The sequence below is a fragment of the Mastigocoleus sp. MO_188.B34 genome (assembly GCF_030065675.1).
Lineage (GTDB): Bacteria > Cyanobacteriota > Cyanobacteriia > Cyanobacteriales > Nostocaceae > Mastigocoleus.
In genome coordinates, this window is the sequence record NZ_JASJDK010000046.1 from 26,181 (window position 1) to 45,155 (window position 18,975).

Sequence of the window (18,975 nt, forward strand, 5' to 3'; positions counted from 1 at the left end):
TTATTTTTATTTGCCTTCCTCCCTTTGGGGAGACTAGGAGGGGATTTAATCCCAAATCCGATTTTTAAAACCCAACCCCTTTATATTTTTTGGGATTTCCCCCCACCTCCCACACTTCCCTCTCTCACTTTAAAAAGGGGTAATTAACCCGGATTTAGTATAATCCCACACTTTCCTTACGACTAAGATGTGGGGCTTACGTCGTTTCAGCTAAGCAGTGCGGAAGCGTGCAAGTTCTTCACCAGTTTTGGAATCATGGGCATGAACAGTACAAACTAAACAGGAGTCAAAAGAACGGGCAACATGACCAACCTCAACAGGATCGGTAACGTCATGAACCGGTGTACCAATTAAAGCTTCTTCAATAGGACCAAGTCTTTCTTGAGAATCACGGGGTCCTACATTCCAAGTCGTAGGGGCAATAACTTGATAATTCTTTATTTTGCCTGCCTCAATTTCTACCCAATGGCAAAGGGAACCACGAGCTGCTGCTGTTGCACCCCAACCCCTACCATCTTTCTCTTGAGGTTGAATATACCAAGGATCGTTAAGTTTAAATTCACGTAAACAACGTTCTGCTTGACGATACAATTTGACAATTTCATGAACCCGGGCTAACTGACGCAGGTGAGCACTAGCACCACCCATCTGTTTAAAAGCATCAAGTATAAAGCCATCATAGTGTTGCCAAGACTCGCCATGTGTACCACCTGCGACCAATTGACGAGCGAGTGGTCCTACTTCTAAACGCCCATAATTGATATGATGTACTGCTGTTGACCAAGAATAGGCATCATTGAAGTCTTTTGTATTATGATGGGTAGGTTTAGTGGTGCGATCAAAGGGATGCACATCTGCTGTACCTTCGTCATACCAAGAATGAGTTGTATTTTCTCGAGCAAAGGTATGATCCATCAAGGTGTGCATATCGCTGGAACTGTCATAGACTCCACTCTTCATAATTAAAGCTGCATTTCGCCCCTCAATAGTAGGATTTTGATATTTATCCTCATGAGGTAAATATCCCCAGGTCATATATTTACCAACACCAACACCATATTTATCTAGACCGATATCAAAACCCATCCGCCAGTAAAATCCTAAATCGGAATCCCGATGATTGGGACTTTCATCAAGCCAAGCCATAAAGTCATCATATGTTTTGATTTCTTCATAACGCTCCAAAGAACAACCTAACCATACCGGTTCCAACCAATTGGTACGAAAATATTCCAGAATTGACCAAGCCCGAGTGATATCTGTGAGAGTAAGGGCACACATTACCCCACCAGGGACCATGTAGCTAGAATGAGGCCATTGACCACCCATAAGGGCATAAATTTCTAGGGGTTTAGCAGAAATACTCACACCAACTTCATAATGCTTACCAGTAAAGGCAGTAAATCTACGTACAGCCTCTTCATAGAAAACACTGTTACTGTAATTCCGATGGGTTAGATCTACGGCAAATAGACCATAAAAGTAACGGGGTATACTTTGAATACTTTCAACCAGTTGACCAAGGTTTCTAGCTAAAATTGCATTACGAGGTACTTCGCTTTCCCAAGCTGTATCTAATGCCCAAGATCCGCAGGTGAGGTGAGAAGCTCCACAAATACCGCAAATCCGAGGCGTGGCAATTAAACCTGCTTTTGGGTCTTTTCCCCGCAATATAACTTCAAATCCCCGAAAAAGTTCCGCTTGAGTCCAAGCATTAACTACATAGCCATCTTCTACATCTACTCGAACATCTAAATCACCTTCGACTCTACCAACGGGCGAAATATTTAATGTTTTAATTCCCATCGCTCTTTCCTATTGTTTAGCTGTGTGCTGTTACCCTTGGAAAAAACTGCTCAAATCAGCAAGCACCTATCCCTTGCACCTTAGAAACACTGGTAGATACGAAGTAGCTTCTGTCAGTAGACCCAGAGTTTCTACTGAAAGATAAATTTACACATTACGTGATTGTTTATTTGTTTGTAGGAAAAACCCTTTGCACTCACTACAAACTAAACTGTGAAGAATTCTTCTTCTGTCCAGTCAGGAGCAATATTTTTTGCTACCAATGTCATTAAGGCATAGTCTTTCTTACTAACAATACCTGTAGGTAAATCTTTGGGAGCACCTAACACACTCTGGGTTGTAAAGACCGTTCCTGGTTGGAGGTCATAGAAAGGAAATTCCGGTTCAGTACAACCAAGACAAGGCATACCAGCACGAGTTTTGGAAGAAACGCGATTCCACAATACTCGATTACAAGAAGAATGGGTCATAGGTCCACGACAACCCAAATCATAGAAAAGACATCCTGTGCGATCGCCAAATTGCTGAGTAGATGCTCTGTAGGCAAAGTGATCGTTGCGAGTACAACCTGTTTGGGTAAAGGTGCTAAAGAAGGTTTTCGGACGATGTAACTCATCTAAAGTAACATCTCCAATGCGTCCGGTGGCGATCGCCACTAATATTTGGGCTATCCAGTCAGGATGAGCAGGACATCCGGGAATATTAATCACTGGTAATCCCCCTTGGGAAACAAAATCTTTCCCTAAAAAGCCTCCTTTTTTCCGCTTGAAAAATTGTAAGCCCTCAGATTCACTGGGGTTTGGTTCCACCGCTGGAATTCCTCCCCAAGAGGCACAATCACCCACCGCGACAATAAATTTAGCAACTTTGACCAGGTCTGTTAACCATTGTTTCATGGGGCGATTAGCAAACCGATTCCATTCTCCAGTGCCATCAGGAGCGTTAATAACTGTACCCTCAAATACTAGGATATCTACGGGAATTTTTCCTGAAATACAATCCCATAGAAGTCTTTGTAAGTTGTCCCCTAGTTCTAATCCTAAAGATGGATGCCAAAGAATATTGAAACCAAAGTCAGCAATCAAATCACAAGCAGTAGGTTCTTCGGCATTAAGAAATGACATGGTGTCCCCAGAACAGGCACCACCTTGTAACCATAATACGTTAGTCATCGGTAGTCTTTACGGTTGTTAATTACAATCTATTTCGGTGACTTACGTTGCAGAGCTTCATCTAATTTTAAATTTCGTTCTTTTATTTTATGTATTTTTTATCTTTTTTGTTAATAAATGAAATGAAATTAGATAAAACTTACAAACTATGATTTTTATAACTTTTAATGTTAGCTAAAAAGTAACTTAATAACATTAACAATTATCTCAATAGTTATTTGTAAATAATTGCATTTTGCTCTAGGATGTAATTAATGATTTCCTCTATATATAAATACAGACTGGATATCAAATGTTTAAATAAATCATTATTAATAATAGATAATTGATAACTAATAACTCATAGTTCACAACTTAAACATGGCAGATACACTAACAAATTTGCTCTTTGGTAACATTACTTTGATGACAGCAATCATATGGTTAGTAATTGCGACTATTATATCTATGATTGGTGGTGCAATTAGTGGCATGGTTATAGCCGGGAAAGATATAGGTTATCAGTTCTCTGCTATGCTAGGCAGTATGTTCGCTCCAGCTGGTGTAATTCCTGCACTCATACTAGGCCTATTTATTATCAACTTTATCAATCTTCATAGCTAGAAAATACAATACTTTTTATTTTTGATCATTGCGAGTACTTTAAGTATTAACTTGAGAGATTTTTTAACTGAATTATCTTCACCAAAATAACTCATTTTCGACTTTTAAATCTCGTGCAGTGGCACTAGGAAAAATTATGTTTGACCTTGGTTGGTTTTCTGCAAAATTATTTATGAAAGGTAAACTATTTCGCGACCCAGTCGATTTTGCCTTAAAGGTTATTATTGCTAATTGTACAGGTTTATTTTTACTAGTATCACTGGAATTACTTAAATTACCACTACTTATTCCGATTACTATCTCTAGCCTGGTAGCTGGCGCAACTATGCCATTTCTATTAAAAGACTTCAAGATAAAATAAATCGGTAGCCTTATGTTTCTGTATTTAAAGGCTTAATCCCAACTCACATTTATCGGAAGCTTGTATTATTGAGCAACAGTACAGAGAAGAAATATCTGACTTTAGATACCAACTTTGCTCACATCCTCCGTTTTTCCCGCCTGTAGAGAGAAAGATTCAAACTTCCCCGTAAAATTCTTTGCGTAAATTGAACATAAGCTCCCCTAAAAAAGGAGAGCTTCAGAAAATAACAAATCAAATCTTTAATAGAAAGTTTTAGGAAGATAAAGAATTTTGCAATCTTGATTATCTCGTTTAAATTACACCGCCCTAATTATTATTTATGGCATGTACGTAAATATCTCATCTCTAACTTTGTATCATTAATATTGAGTAATTTACCAAGCGATCGATACCAAGTTAAAACTGGAAAAATTTGTCACATAGATCGCCAACCATAAGTCTTACGACTCAACTGTACGTGTGTGTTTGACAAAACTTCTTCATACAGCTTCTCTAAGCAAGTGATATTATCATCTAAGGTATAACGTTCTAAAATTCGTTGTCGGGATTTTTGACCTAGTAAAGTTGTTATTTCTGGATGGTCTTGAAATAAAGGTAGAAGAGTGCGTAATTGTGCCCTTACCTGCTTAGGGTTAATAACAACACCTGCACCTTTCTCTAAAACTTCACCATCAGCACCAACATCTGTCGCTAAACAAGCTACCCCGCAAGACATTCCCTCCAATAAAGATAGAGAGAGACCTTCAACAAGAGAAGGCAAAATAAATACATCTGCCCCGCGTAAAATTTCGATTCGCCTAGTTTCTTCAGCAACAAACCCCAACCAAATAATGCCGTGTTCCTCATTGAAATACGACTCTAACGAAGGTTTTAGAGGTCCATTACCAACAATTAGTAACTTACTTTGTGGCCCCATATCTGCTTGTTTCCAAGCACGAAGTAAAGCTTCCACATTTTTTTCTGGTGAAATTCGCCCTTGATAAACAAATAAACGTTCTGCTCCAAATTCAGCTTTGACATTTGAAGGACCAGGAGAATATTTATTTGGATCGACTCCGTTGGGAATAACAGCTATTTTCTCCTGGGGAACACCCAAACGGACTAGCAAATCACGCTGTAACTGAGAAAAAATAATTACGCGATCGTAATTTCCTAAGAAAGGTGCATACACTTGGTATGCCAAAAGTTGTGTCCCGGAAACAATTTTTGCTCCCTTCGCTGCAAAAGCAGTATGAAAAGTCGAGACTAGGGGTAAATTTAATTCTTCACAAATTTCTGGGAGAACGAAGTCTAAAGGAGAAAGAGTCAAAGAAGCATGAACAATATCTGGCTTAATTTGCTGTAAAGATTGAGTCAGAACCTTTGTCGCTTTAAAACTAGGAATTGTGTAAACCTGAGACTTGTAAATACAAGGAAGAGGAACTTCTGGGCAATTAGGCCAATCATCCCGTTGCGCTTCTTCTTGGGCAAAGTGGAGGAAACTAACTTCGTATCCCCGATCTAGTAAGGAATTTGTTATTTCTCGACCGTAAGTGACATTACCGCAAAAGGGTGATTTTTTTCCAATCCAGGCTATACGCATTCTTTATTAGCTATCAGGAAAGTAGGTTTGATATGAGCTTTATTTTCGTAAAGTATTTTTTTCGCCTTAACTTACTTATGGCTCCTGGCTATCATACAATTTAGCCAATACCTGTATCAAACCCTATACAATACTTTAACAATAATTGAGTATTTATAATTTTATTAATAAATTTACTGCCTACATCTGAAACAGCAGTTAAATTCAGAACATCAATGATTAACTTTTATAATATTCTAGTTAGTTTATTGTCTTTATAAATTATTGAATTTATAAGCATTTATGATTATGACAATCCCGTATAAGTATTAAATATTCTATTTAAATGACAATCATCATAACCTAATTGATAAAATTCACTATTTATTCCCATTAACAAACGTTAACTAACATTTATTCATAGTAGCTATAACTGGATAGTAAACCACCCACAAAAACAATTGCACCTAGTCCTAAAAACACTGTGCGTAATCCGAAAAAAGTTTCTGCTACTCCCGCTAAAGCTAAAGGTAGAGAAAGAGCAATGTTAATTAAGTTATTTTGTAATCCAAAAACCTTTCCTCTCATTTCTGGTGGTGTTTCAGTTTGAATTGTAGTTTGCATGGGAATACCAACTAATGCTCCAAAAGCACCTAATAAAGTTACTAATAACAAAACTATCCACAACTGTCGGCTGAATAAAGATAAACCAGCCAAAGATCCAGCCATTCCCAAACAACCGTACAAACTTAAGCGAGCATAAGCAAAACGTTGCCCAAATTGACCTAATATTCCTGCACCAACTGCAACTCCTACCCCTCCAGATGCGAGAAGAAATCCAAACTGTTCTGCCTTTAGATTTGGGATTATTTCTGCCATTCTTACTGCAAGGACAGTCAATGCTGCTAATACAGAAAAAAGAATAATTAATCTCACTAAAGCATTACGCAAACGGTTATTTGCCTTAATATAAATAAAACCATCTTTTAAATCAGCAAAAATATGCGGCTTTTCGATTGTTTGATGGTATTTCTCATTAGTGATTAAAAGCAGTAAAATTAACCCGGCGACAGCATAACCTCCACCAACAACAATTTCTTGTCCTAGTCCAGCAATACCACCAAATTTTTGCCACAAATGCTCAACAGTGCCTAATAAAGGTTCTCCCACTGCAAAACCAACAATCACCGAAGCCATCATTGTTGTAGTGTAAAGTGAGTTGGCACTTAGCAAATCTTTTTCCTTAACAATTAAAGGAATTGCAGCTTGTTCTGCTGGAGCAAAAAATTGCGTAAGTGTAGATACTAAAAAAGTTATGCCAAGAATGATCGCAAAACTAAATGGAATTATTCCTTTAAATGATTGCCAATCATGGGTCAACCATAATAAAGGTGGTAGTACAAAAACTAAAGCTCCTCGTAGAATATTAGTAGCAACTAGTACCGTCTTTTTTGACCAACGATCTACAAACACACCAGCTAAAGAACCAAAAAAAATTGCAGGTAAGGTAAATGCCATCATTAGCGCTGATACCCACCCACTGATTGTCCCAGATCCTGACTGGAAATTAGCATTAATCAAGGCAATCATCAGTACCAAATAGACTTTGTCTGCTAATTGGGAGAAAACCTGACCTGACCAAAGTGCTAAAAAATTTCGGTTTTTGAATACAGCTAGAAAACCTTCTTGGTTGTCTTTTATCGGTATATCATTGATACCATTTGATGAGCCTGATGCTAGTTCTAAATTATTGTTAGATAAATTATTATTAGATAAATTATTATCAGATGTATTGTCTGACTTATTGTTAGATCGGTCGTCAGATTTGTGGTTATCATCGCGATTTATAATTTGCGAAGAAGTATGATTGTCGCGATCGCTGTTATTGTTTTCGATTACTTCTGACCTGGTTGATTCTGAATTATTGTTTTTTTGTTGGGAGCAATCTGGATTAATCCACTGATTTGGCTGTTCGGGGTCATCAGGAAAGCTGTAAATTTCTTCACTACTAGATTTCTCTTGGGAAGAAATTTTACTAGTTATGGTTTGAAAATTTGGTCCATAATAATTTAACGTAGAAGATGAATCATACAGATTATTTGTATCATCTGTTGGGTAACAAGTACTATTTTTTATTTTTTCATCAATTTCAAACGGTTGCATCATAATTAATTGCAAAATAAGAGTCAATCAAAGTAGCAGAACGAATAGATAAGCCTAAGTGGTATTGCGCGTACTGACGTAGAATTTTTTCGATTGATAACCAGATTGGATGTATAGTTAAATTTGTAGCTATTTCCGACCGTGATAGTTGTTGTAACATTTCTAGTTCTCTAGCGCTCAACCTGTGGGAAACTCTTGGGATTTCTTGAGTATGATTAATTGTTTTATAAATTTCGGAATTTTCTTCTGTAACCGATGAAGGGACTGGTGATGAAGAGATTCGCGATCGGTAAACTGAGTTGGACAGAACTACTTTCGGTACAGAACTTTGCACTGGTGTAGAATTCTGAACTGATACAGAATCCTGAATTCGTTTATTTTCAGTGGCTTTGCGTCGCTGGTGTAAGTTTTCCCAAGTTTTTAAACAAACTATTCCACCTCCATTAATACTAAATCCTACCTGTGGTTCGGGTTCATTAAAATTGGGAAGTAAAAAACTTTGGCTCAAACAACAAATATCAATTTGTGGCGTTACCCCTGCTAGAGCTAAAAGTTGAAAAAGCCCATGGGTTAAATGAGCCAAGATTTTATACTTATTTGAATCCAATTTACTTGACGTTCCACGACTACCAACAGTGCTGTCCGAACCGATCGCTTCTAAACGACCGATATGCTCGTTAAATAGGTGGAAAAGTTCTGTTTGAGGTTGCTCGCTGAGTGCTTGACATAATACAATTTCTGCTAAATATTGACTTGCTGCAAGTTTTCCCAAATCTTTTGCAAGCCCAGGATATGTTTTTACTGTTTGAGCCTGAGTGATTTTACCAAGACTTTTACCTTTCGCAATCAATAATTCATTAACCACAAACACTCCACTCCTACCACCCAAGCTGGATTTGTGTTTGCGAGCACCAGGAGCAATGACTCTGATTAAACCATGCTCTTGAGTCAAAATTGTAACTATCCGGTCGGACTCACCAAATACCTGGGTTTTGAGATTAATACCAGTGGCTTTAAAAGTTTTACTCATTAGTCAATAGTCGGTAGCTACATAGTAGCGAGCAAAGACATCATATACAAACTACTAGTAAACTACCGAGCCCTGTTGTTTATTTTCAGTACGTTCGCGAAGTAATTCTACACCCCGGGATGTACCTAACCTCGTCGCACCGGCTTGTATAAGTTGTAAAGCCTGTTGAACGGTACGAATACCTCCAGAAGCTTTTACCCCCACCCTTTCTCCAGCAATTTCTTTTAACAATCTCACATCTGCAACTGTAGCGCCACCATTCCAACCAGTACTGGTTTTAAGGAAAGCTGCTCCAGCATCCAAAATAATTTCTGCTGCCAGTCGTTTTTCAGGATCTGTAAGTAAATTTGTCTCCAGAATTACCTTAACAACCTGTCCTGTAGCTTCACAAATTTCCGCAATTTCTCGATGTACTTCATTAGTTTTGCCAGACTTTAACCAACCCAAATTCATCACTACGTCTAATTCGGTTGCTCCATTTTCAACTGCTTCTTGCGCTTCATAAAGCTTAACACTTGAAGTTGTAGCCCCCATGGGAAATCCAATCACCGTGCAAACCTTGGCTGTTTTACCATGGAGCAGTTCCGCTGCTTGTTTCACATGTACTGGATTGATGCAAACTGTGGCGAAATGAAATTTATCTACTTCTTCACACCATTGCTCAACCTGTTGCGGACTTGCTGTTGGTATCAATAAGGCATGTTCGATGTATGGCGCAATATCAATGTCTGAATAGTCTACTCCTGCTGCCATTGCTTCTGCTTTTTAGTTAACAATTATTAACATTTATGAAAATTTAAGACTATTCTTCTAGAATAGACTAGAAATAGAATAATTTTCGAGAAAATTTCCATTCCTCATTCATTGAAACCTCCAAACATAAATAATTATGAGGAAGTACTATAAAATATTTTACTTTGCTTTGGCTTTGCTTTTGTTTGTTAAATATTAAACAAATATAGGTTAAGCAAAGATAATATTAGCATCAATAAAGATTATAAGATTATCATTTTCTGTTCATCTCTATCGAACAAGTAATCCTCAATCCTCAATAAAAAAGATGGAGATACCAAAGATGACTCCATCTTTCTTAATTTTAATTAGAGTATGGAAAAGTTAGATTGCAGCTTTTTGATTTGTAATTAATTTATCTGTCTCAGTTCCCGGTAACAAACGTTTAATATCTTTTTGAACAAATCCTTGAAGGAATTTTGTTTGTTGGTTATTCTCAAAAACACTTTGTAGAGTTTGTTGTAATTTACCCAAATTTAAAGCACTACCGGAATTGATAACAATTTCTTGCTCTTGGAAGTATTCAACTAAAGCTAGACCAGCAATTCTTGTTAGATAGGCTGCACTAATTCCCTGAACAGCACCTCCAGCGACAAAAGTTACAGTATTACTTTTTAGGATAGTACTTACAGTTTTAGTCGAAAGTTCTACTAAGCCCAGTTTTAACATTAGGCTACCCATTGTACTGGCTACATTTTGTGCTTGTTCTAGGGAAAATTTTTGCTGATAAAGTTCACCTAACTCTACAATCATTTGGGCATTAATTGCCACTGTTGCAATAACATCTAAGGCTGGAACAGGATTTGCAAATGCTGCTGCTGCTGCGATCCACTGGTACTGCTCAATGCTTGGTTGGGCGCGATCGCGTCTGATTTCATTTAACAAATCTTTAGCTTGAGATTTTAATCCTAAGGCTTTACGCATTGTAGTAGCCCAGACTAAATTCTGTCGTTGATTTGCCAACATTTCACTTAGTTGAGTATTTAACTCTTCCAAGTTTGGCTTTACTTGTTCCATCCACTCTTGGAAAGAACCATCTTGATGATGTTTGCGCACTTTAATTGGTAAGGGGGATGCAGCTATTCCGACTACGGGGGAAGATATTTCTTGCTTTAAAGATTGCAAAATACTAGCCCGCTCATCTGCTAAATATCCATCTTGCTTGTTGAAAACTAAAATAACTTGTTGATTCCTGGCTTTAAGTTGTTCCAAAGCCTGAAATTCTGAGTCAGTTAGATCACTGTCGATCGCAAACAATACAAAATCATATTCGTCGCCACTTTGAAGGACTTTCTCATCATTATCTGCTTCACCTGCTTGCTCATCAACCTGCGAAAACAAAGGTGATGTTTCCTGAATATCAACAGTGAGTTGGGGAAAATTCTCGAAAACACTATTTAGTTCTTTGACTAAAGTTGTTTTCCCTACCGATTTACCACCCGTAACAAGTAACTTAATTTCTTGTCTGTCTAATTCGACTTGTAATTGAGCAAGTCGCTCCTGCAGATTATCTAATGCAAAGTGACTTTGCGATTCTTGAGCTAATCTTTCTATTACTATTTCTGAACTAGCGATCGCATCTACTGCTGTTTGTCGATCTACGGGTATGATACTTTGAGTTTGGGAGTTCTCCACAACATTATTTTGCCTGATTAGCCACAAACCACCACCAACTGCAGCTAAACTTAATAGGCTAAACTCTCCAATCTGTATTATGGAATCTTGCCAACTTTGTAAAACCCACAACCCAAATGAGATTCCCAATCCTCCAACTAAAATAGGTCGCTTTAATTTCACAACCATAAATCACCTTATTTTTTAGATGGTTTTTATACTGTTGCAATAATTGTAGGTGGAAAAAAGCACACAGAACAAAACTAAATGCTAACAGGAGTCAGAAGTCAGAACAGACCGCGTCTTGACAGACGAGCAGGAGTTAGAAGTCAGAAGTCAATTACTCTTCATAACCTCGATTTTATTTTTTTAGCTGTACCTGACTCACTTGCAATTCACTATTTTTTATAGTTGTGGCGCTAATTTTTGCTTAAGGAATGTGGATTAAATAAAATACAAAAGTAGGGTGCTGTTAGCATCGCGTAACGCACCATTCCAAATTTTAGAATTACAGGTTATTAAATTCTCATTCCTAAGATATTTTTCTATTCTCTGTTATCTATTAAGTATAAAAAATAAAGCCTTACACTCAAACTAGAATGTAAGACTTTATTTTCTGTATTTGGTAGCGGGAAGTGGATTTGAACCACTGACCTTCGGGTTATGAGCCCGACGAGCTACCAGGCTGCTCTATCCCGCGCCACTTTCCTAGCTTTCGCTATGAATTTATTTTACCTAGCTACAATCCAATATTTTTTAAAAATTATGGACTGAAACTTCCTAGTTGGGAGATTTTTTATTCCCTATCCCTTATAAAAAAGTAAAATCTTACACTTGTAGTAAAGCATAAGAGATTATTTTCTATGTTTGGTAGCGGGAAGTGGATTTGAACCACTGACCTTCGGGTTATGAGCCCGACGAGCTACCAGGCTGCTCTATCCCGCGCCGCTTTCTTAACTTTAATCATTAAAGCACACAGATAACGATTTGGCAACTACAAAATTGATAATTCTCCAATAACTTCTAAACGCTTGTATTTATCTAGGATTGTGAACTTTTCTGATAGGGCTTCCGCAACGCTCGGAGCGATCCAACCCATTTGTTGCAATAAATGAATGGCTACTGCATATTTTGCTCGTCTTGCTCCATCTATGACTTTTATTGCCATACCCATACCCTCACCAAGACGACCGATGCATTGTATGCCTTCTCCACCAGATTTACTGACCAATTCTCCCGGAGTTAAACGCATCAATTCTGTATCAAACTGCCCATCTCCTGCCACCATTGTTGGATGATGGGTCATTGCACGAACAATACGTTCCATATCTAAAGTACTTCGCGTTGCCAATTTCGCGTATAAAGTGGCAATTTGAGCAATTTGCATCAGATAGGTTGGCACACCACAATCATCATGGGCGCTAATGAATTCTTCTGCCGGCATTCGCAATAGTTCCGCAACTTTATTTAGAATTAGTTGCTGTACGGGGTGCTTGCGCTCAAAATAATTATTAAATAACCAATTATTTTGTTTGCATACGGCTAACATCCCAGCATGCTTTCCAGAACAATTATGTTCTAGACGACTACTTTTACCTTCTGGAAGAGGGCATTGTAACAATAATGGGTCGATATCAGAACGCCAAAGGATGTTAAATGCTTGTCTTACGTGCTCGATACTACCCTTGTGGGAAGCAGTAATAATTGCCAAATCGCGATCACTCAGGTTGTAACGCTCTAAAGTTCCCGTTGCAGTTACAGCTAGCGCCTGAAATGGTTTAAGCGCCGAACGCACAAAACTAGCAGTTTCTGCATTTCCGGCGACAGATAAAATTCTTCCACGTTCATCTGTGACAACAGCCTGAACTATGTGCCTTGATTCGATTATACCTTCCCGCAATAATCTTACTTCTAGCGGTACGGCTTGAGTTCTTTTTGCCATCGTCAATATTTAGCTGCGAACCCCAAAGTTACGAATTAGTTCTTCTTAACGCTGGAAATCCCAACTACTCATAGTAATTGCCAAACTATACTACCAGCAATGAATAATCCAACCAAGCCAACAAAGGTAAGCTTTATGCGCTGCAAAATTGGTCTGATTTCGTAACTGACAATTAAGCGATCGCGATCGAGTATATCTTGAGGTTTAGCCCAGTTATGTCCGTCATACCACCCTGATTCTTCATAAAATATTATCGGGCTATAAAGACGGGAGCGAATATAAGACCAACCCAGATATAACCTCGTTAGCAGGAATATAATCCCTACACTTCCACCAGCAGCACTGGATAAGAGAAAATGTGAGAGATCTTTGTGTAGAGGAAAGCTGGTAGCAGCAACAGGGGCAGCAAAAATCAAAGACAAACCCCAAGCCCAAACTATCTTGGTCAAATATTCTCGCCACGTTAAAGTGCAATCGCGAAATAACCAAGATGACTTTAATTCTTCATACTCATTAAGGGGCTGTTGCTCTGTTGGTACTGGACAGTTAGAAACTGAGGACCTAATCATGGCGACTTACCCCATCTCATCATCTGATAATTGCAACTCAATGCGTTCGGCGTGACCCCAGAACGCTTCTAAGTTATAAAATTCCCGTTCATATGGCATCATAACATGTACTATGACATCACCATAATCCTGCAATATCCAGTTGCCTTCAGTTTTTCCTTCTGTGCGTAAAGGAATTTTTTGCCATTCAGTTTTGAGAGTATGTTCTATGGCATCTGCAATTGCTCTCACTTGTACGTTGGAATAGCCCGTTGCGAGAATAAAATAATCTGCCAGATAAGAGACATCTGCGACTTTCAGTAACAAGATATCCCCTGCTTTTCGCTCGGAAGCAGCATTTGCAATACTTACAGCTATTTTTTCAATGTTTTCTCTGTCTTCAAGCTGCTGCCTCTCAACTTCACTCTTAGTAGTGGTGGTGGACTGTGATGGAAAATTTGCTTGGAAATAATCAGTCATTAAACCTCAACTTATTTTTTTGTTCGTCAAAAGTTTTCACGATTACTGACAAGCTTTCATGGAACTGCAACCTTTGCTGTTTGTTATCTTGAATACTAACAAAAAAAACAGGTTTTTATGCACAATGAATTAACAATTATTTGAGATTACTTTCACGAGGGCGAATAACAAATTACAATTTGTCGCAACTCGGATCCCAATTTAGTAAATTATTAAGGATAATCAAATCTTTAAGTGTATAACCATAATTCAATTAACAGTTCAACACATGTATATATGACTTAATATCCTTAAAGCTTGCAACAAGTGTGAAAATGTTTTTTTGATTTTAAATATCTGCCTTCATATACAATACAAGATGGTAAACTGATACTCGGTCTACCCAGAGTATGATTGGTAATTTCCTGTAATACTTCTTCACTTCGATTAGATGTAACAAGTATCACATTATTAATTGTTCGCTAAAATTAAAGGTAGATACTTTAAACTCTGTTTTTTCATGGGTTTCTAGCTTTAAAACAAAATATTTCATTACTTAAATTGTTGAATTATTGATTTATTTCCAGCTTATCTCAAAAAAAAACATTCCTGATGTTAATTAAAATTCTTTCATTAACATCAGGACTTTTGGCCGCTATTTATAGTGAATGTATCAGTTTATTACTTTAAAATTATCAAGCCATACTTGTCAGAAGAGTTAATTAAAATTATCAGACAAACATGGCAGCTGATACCCATGTTTAAATGCTAGCGTAATATTTAAAGATATCAAGCAATGAATTAAACTTCTTGTTTGGATGCAATTGCCGGATTGATTGTTTCTCTGTCTGCGGTTACAGAATAAAATAGTGATTCATAATTTTTCAACGCTTGTTCAAAACTGTATTGCTCTGTGGCAAATTTACGGCTGTTGTAGCCTAAAGTTTTGACTTTCTCCGGATGTTCGTATAAGTCTAACACAGCATTAGCTAGTTCCTGAGGATCTTCTGGTGGGGCTACAATTCCACCACCACTTTGTCTAATCGCCCTAGCTGCAGTTCCATTATCCGGAACAGAGGCTACAATTGCTCTTCCACTGGCCAATAAAACTTGGATTTTAGATGGCATATTAAAAGAGATCACATTTTTCTTTTGTACGACCAAACCCACATCTGCAGCAGCTAACATTTGGGGTAAATCTTTGCGGGGTTGAAATGGTAGTAGTAAAACATTATCTGCACCACAATTCGTACATTCTTGTCTTAACCGTTCTAAACCCGAAGCTTCTCCAACAATGACAAAGGCAATATCCTTAATTTCTTTTAATTTTGCCGCAGCTTTAATAACGGTTTCTAATCCTTGGGTCAGAGCAATATTTCCAGAATATAAGACAACAAATTTACCATTTAAATTATTTTTTTCGCGAAAATAATTACCTTCTTTTTTGAAAGGTCGAATAAAATTCACGTCAACCCAGTTGGGGATTTGTACCATTTTATTTGCTGGTACGTGCTTCTCTAACAGATTGTCCACAAAACCATCAGCAATAACACTTATTTTAGTTGCAGAACCGTAAGCAAATTTTTCTAATTTCGAAAATAAGCGAATCAAAAACTTGTTTTTTAGTAAGCCGACATGAACTGCAGCTTCTGGTAATATGTCTTGAAGATTTAGAACTACAGGGCAAGCATGTAACCATCCTAGTAATGTGCTAGGTATACAAGCAGGTAGTGATGGAGAAGTAGTTAAAATTACATCTGGACGCCAATCCATTAATGCAGGAAAGAAGCTATTAACAACAAAGCTGGCGTCTAACAAAACTCTATCTATTAGCTTGGGCTGGGGGCGAATCCAAACATAGCAACGTTGAATTTTTACCCCATTTTTGTATTCTGTTAAAAAGAATTTTCCTTTATAGTCTTCGTATATTTGACGTTCTGGATAATTAGGCATAGCTGTGACTACACGCACTTGATGTCCCCGTTTAACCAAACCTTCTGCTAATTCAGTCATCAAGGGTGCAATACCAATTGGCTCTGGATGATAGTTATAAGAGTAAATTAAAATTCGCATAATAAATAATTCAAAAGAATCTGACTCTTCTTAAACCGCGTATTTTTGATTCGTGTTTTATTTCAGTTAGAGGTTTTACTTCATACCTCTATTTGAATTTTCACTTCAGAAACACTTAATGTCAGTTCTTATTCATTGAATATTGAGTAAAATTTCACTTGAATACCTCAAGTAGGTAATGCAATATTTTTGGCTTGTTTTGTGGAGCTTAAACTTGATGATTTAGAAGGTTGTTAATCTTAAATTGTGTTTTTTACGGACACCAAATGATTTTGGTAGTAAAAACAAATTTTTATTTGCAAAAATTAAGTATAAATATCAGTATCAAAGATAAAAATAATTTTTATTTATACTATGTATACATTAAAAATAGATACATTAGATATTTCAAACAACAGCAATACTACTTGGTTTATTGATAAGTTCAGAAAAATCTGAAGTCAAAATGCATTCAAAGATTTTTATCTAAAATGAAGTACATAACAAAACAATCGTTCGCCTATTACCTTGCCAATAGTTTGACTTGATTGACAAAGTAAGATGACGAACGATTTGTTTACTTTAAGATTTACAGTACGAACTAAATAATTGAACTATTTTTGACTGTTTGGCGTTACATACGCCATGGATACTACGATCGCGAAACAGCTTTATAGTGTCTCATAACTACATATAGTTGGTTCTAGGAAAATAAAAAAATATTAAACAGCACCACTATTTTTATCAAATAAAATTGTTACTGTTTTGACAATGAGCTTTAGATCGTAGAATAAATTCCAATTTTTCTGATATTGCAAATCAAGGCGGATAACATCTTCAAATTTTCGAACGCTAGATCTCCCATTAACTTGCCATTCTCCAGTCATACCAGGTTTAACGTCTAAACGTTGCCATTCTGGGACTTCATAGCTTTCTACTTCATTGGGTGTGGGCGGTCTTGTACCCACCAAACTCATTTCCCCTTTTAAAACATTCCAAAATTGTGGTAATTCGTCAAGGCTAGTTTTTCTCAAAAACCTTCCAACTTTAGTAATTCTGGGATCGTTATCAATTTTGAAAAAAGCACCTTCGACTTGATTGTGCTTTTGCAACTCAGCTTTTTTTGCTTCTGCATCCACACACATCGAACGAAATTTCCAAATTTTAAAATGCTTGCCCATCCAACCACAACGAATCTGACCGAAGAAAATTGGACCAGGATCGTCAACTTGAATTGCGATCGCGATCGGAAGAAATAAAATAGCTGTAATTAATAGACCAACTAACGCACCAAGAATATCTATGGAGCGCTTCATCCAAGATCGTATTGAAGGGTGAGTGGTAGGTAACTGTTCTTCTAAAACAGCATTATTAACTGGGCTAGTTTCTGTTGCCACCTCAATTGGAAAGACTACATCTAATCCAGTAAGATTTAACACAGCCATTACCTGGGGGGTAACATTTTTGAGTTTAAAATCAATCCCCTTCTCTTGTGTAGTTTTTAAGTTACTGACCAAAGCACCCAAGCCACTACTATCAATAAAAGTTGTTTGGTGAAAATCAACTGTAATTTGTGTGACGGGTGTATTACTTTGCTGAGTCAAATTTTCACAAGTTTGCTTGAAGTTGATAGCCTCAAGTACGCTCAGGCGAGATGGTACTTCTACCATCGCCTCATCTTTGGATAACGTTACAGGAAAGTTTACCTCTGTGGGTTGTCTGCTCATGAAACCCTGCTCTTTTTTACTATAGAAATAAATTCAATAAAGTTAAACATTTTTATGTTTTAAGTTATTTCTGACCTGTGAACGGCACTGAATAAATATTAATCTCTCTAATTTGAGAATGAATTTAAGACCGAAGACGACCTTTCTCGATTCACAATAGAATAAGAAGTCAAAAATTTCTCTACCTTTATATTGACTTCACGCATACTTTACTTCCCAATTATCCAATGAATATTGAAACAACTAAGTCAAACGCACGCCTGATTGAGGTTTTTTCTGCAATTCAAGGAGAAGGATTAAATGTCGGGACGCGCCAGATTTTCATTCGTTTTGCCTTTTGTGACTTACGCTGTCACTATTGTGATAGCGCTCACACTTGGAATGCACCCAATACTTGTCGTATTGAGAAAGCTCCAGGCTCCCGTGAATTTGAAATACATCCTAATCCAGTTTCATTACCTACATTAATTGAATGGGTAAAGCGGCAAAATATACATCGTTTACACGATAGCATTAGCTTAACTGGTGGTGAACCACTTCTTCACTCTAATTTTTTAATAGATTTTTTACCTAAAGTCCGCTCTGTGACTAGTCTACCAATATACTTAGAAACTGGAGGACATCGTCCAGAACAATTAACCAAAATTTTGCCATATCTTGATTCTGTGGGAATGGATTTGAAATTACCCAGCACCAGCGGTGAATCTCATTGGCAAGCGCACAAACAGTTTCTTAAAATTTGTAACCGCGCTCAACTAGAAGTTTTTGTGAAGATAGTTATTTCGCAACAAACCAGTTGGTCTGACTTAGAACAAGCTGCTTTATTGATTAAAGATATCAATCCGAAAATTCTAGTATTTTTACAGCCTGTAACGCCTTTGGAGCCGGATAAAGTATTTGCAGATGAAAAAGTATTTGCTCCTTTTCCTGAACAAGTTTTAAATTGGCAAGCCTCATTAAAGCTGTTCCTCGATAGAGTGCGGGTCGTACCACAAACTCATAAATTTATGGATCAACTGTGATTGAGTAATCAGCAATTGGCGAGCAAAAATACATGAGTTATAATTATTACTCTACAACACCAAAAATAGTTAAGCTGATTATTTAATTTCTATTCAACTAATATACTTAACTAGCCCAAC

15 protein-coding genes and 2 tRNA genes are annotated in these 18,975 nt (G+C 37.2%); 3 read left to right on the top strand and 14 right to left on the bottom strand.

Annotation, left to right across the window (positions count from 1 at the left end):
* Window positions 1-210 precede the first annotated feature (210 nt).
* Complete coding sequence (locus tag QNJ50_RS13340) at window positions 211-1,806, bottom strand: nickel-dependent hydrogenase large subunit (protein ID WP_300635916.1); 1,596 nt, start codon at window positions 1,804-1,806, stop codon at window positions 211-213.
* 206 nt (window positions 1,807-2,012) lie between these two features.
* The gene (locus QNJ50_RS13345; protein ID WP_300635917.1) at window positions 2,013-2,978 is read right to left on the bottom strand and encodes a hydrogenase small subunit; all 966 of its coding nucleotides are present in this window, start codon (window positions 2,976-2,978) and stop codon (window positions 2,013-2,015) included.
* Window positions 2,979-3,338: 360 nt separating this feature from the next.
* Between QNJ50_RS13345 and QNJ50_RS13350 the strand changes: the two genes are divergently transcribed.
* Both QNJ50_RS13350 and QNJ50_RS13355 read left to right on the top strand, forming a co-directional pair.
* Window positions 3,339-3,581 (top strand): hypothetical protein, encoded by a 243-nt coding sequence (locus QNJ50_RS13350; protein ID WP_300635918.1) that lies wholly within the window; start codon window positions 3,339-3,341, stop codon window positions 3,579-3,581.
* Between the two features lie 136 nt (window positions 3,582-3,717).
* The gene (locus QNJ50_RS13355; RefSeq protein WP_300635950.1) at window positions 3,718-3,942 is read left to right on the top strand and encodes a hypothetical protein; all 225 of its coding nucleotides are present in this window, start codon (window positions 3,718-3,720) and stop codon (window positions 3,940-3,942) included.
* 418 nt (window positions 3,943-4,360) lie between these two features.
* Here the strand turns inward: QNJ50_RS13355 and QNJ50_RS13360 are convergent, their stop codons facing one another.
* The 12 genes from QNJ50_RS13360 to QNJ50_RS13415 form a co-directional block, all read right to left on the bottom strand.
* Window positions 4,361-5,527 (bottom strand): glycosyltransferase family 4 protein, encoded by a 1,167-nt coding sequence (locus QNJ50_RS13360; protein WP_300635919.1) that lies wholly within the window; start codon window positions 5,525-5,527, stop codon window positions 4,361-4,363.
* 393 nt (window positions 5,528-5,920) lie between these two features.
* Entirely contained in the window at window positions 5,921-7,672 is a 1,752-nt protein-coding gene (locus tag QNJ50_RS13365) for an MFS transporter (protein ID WP_300635920.1), read from the bottom strand.
* Window positions 7,656-8,699 carry a DNA repair protein RecO gene (recO, locus tag QNJ50_RS13370; protein ID WP_300635921.1) on the bottom strand — a complete coding sequence of 348 codons (1,044 nt, stop codon included), beginning with the start codon at window positions 8,697-8,699 and terminating at the stop codon, window positions 7,656-7,658. Before recO ends, QNJ50_RS13365 begins: the two co-directional genes overlap by 17 nt.
* A gap of 54 nt (window positions 8,700-8,753) precedes the next feature.
* Window positions 8,754-9,452, bottom strand: a complete 699-nt coding sequence (deoC, locus tag QNJ50_RS13375) for a deoxyribose-phosphate aldolase (RefSeq protein ID WP_300635922.1) — start codon at window positions 9,450-9,452, stop codon at window positions 8,754-8,756.
* A gap of 363 nt (window positions 9,453-9,815) precedes the next feature.
* Window positions 9,816-11,294, bottom strand: coding sequence for a DUF697 domain-containing protein (locus QNJ50_RS13380; protein WP_300635923.1), 1,479 nt, complete (start codon window positions 11,292-11,294; stop codon window positions 9,816-9,818).
* 434 nt (window positions 11,295-11,728) lie between these two features.
* Window positions 11,729-11,805, bottom strand: a tRNA-Met gene (locus QNJ50_RS13385).
* A gap of 168 nt (window positions 11,806-11,973) precedes the next feature.
* Window positions 11,974-12,050 (bottom strand) — tRNA-Met (locus QNJ50_RS13390).
* Window positions 12,051-12,099: 49 nt separating this feature from the next.
* Complete coding sequence (locus QNJ50_RS13395; protein WP_300635924.1) at window positions 12,100-13,053, bottom strand: asparaginase; 954 nt, start codon at window positions 13,051-13,053, stop codon at window positions 12,100-12,102.
* A gap of 62 nt (window positions 13,054-13,115) precedes the next feature.
* Window positions 13,116-13,616 carry a CGLD27 family protein gene (locus tag QNJ50_RS13400; protein ID WP_300635926.1) on the bottom strand — a complete coding sequence of 167 codons (501 nt, stop codon included), beginning with the start codon at window positions 13,614-13,616 and terminating at the stop codon, window positions 13,116-13,118.
* Window positions 13,617-13,622: 6 nt separating this feature from the next.
* Window positions 13,623-14,075 carry a ribosome silencing factor gene (rsfS, locus tag QNJ50_RS13405; protein ID WP_300635928.1) on the bottom strand — a complete coding sequence of 151 codons (453 nt, stop codon included), beginning with the start codon at window positions 14,073-14,075 and terminating at the stop codon, window positions 13,623-13,625.
* A gap of 780 nt (window positions 14,076-14,855) precedes the next feature.
* Window positions 14,856-16,127, bottom strand: a complete 1,272-nt coding sequence (locus tag QNJ50_RS13410; protein WP_300635930.1) for a glycosyltransferase family 4 protein — start codon at window positions 16,125-16,127, stop codon at window positions 14,856-14,858.
* A 701-nt stretch (window positions 16,128-16,828) separates the two neighbouring features.
* Window positions 16,829-17,833 carry a sugar transferase gene (locus QNJ50_RS13415; protein ID WP_300635932.1) on the bottom strand — a complete coding sequence of 335 codons (1,005 nt, stop codon included), beginning with the start codon at window positions 17,831-17,833 and terminating at the stop codon, window positions 16,829-16,831.
* A 227-nt stretch (window positions 17,834-18,060) separates the two neighbouring features.
* On the opposite strand from QNJ50_RS13415, the gene QNJ50_RS13420 reads away from it, so the two are divergent.
* The gene (locus QNJ50_RS13420) at window positions 18,061-18,855 is read left to right on the top strand and encodes a 7-carboxy-7-deazaguanine synthase QueE (protein WP_300635934.1); all 795 of its coding nucleotides are present in this window, start codon (window positions 18,061-18,063) and stop codon (window positions 18,853-18,855) included.
* The last annotated feature ends 120 nt before the right edge of the window (window positions 18,856-18,975 follow it).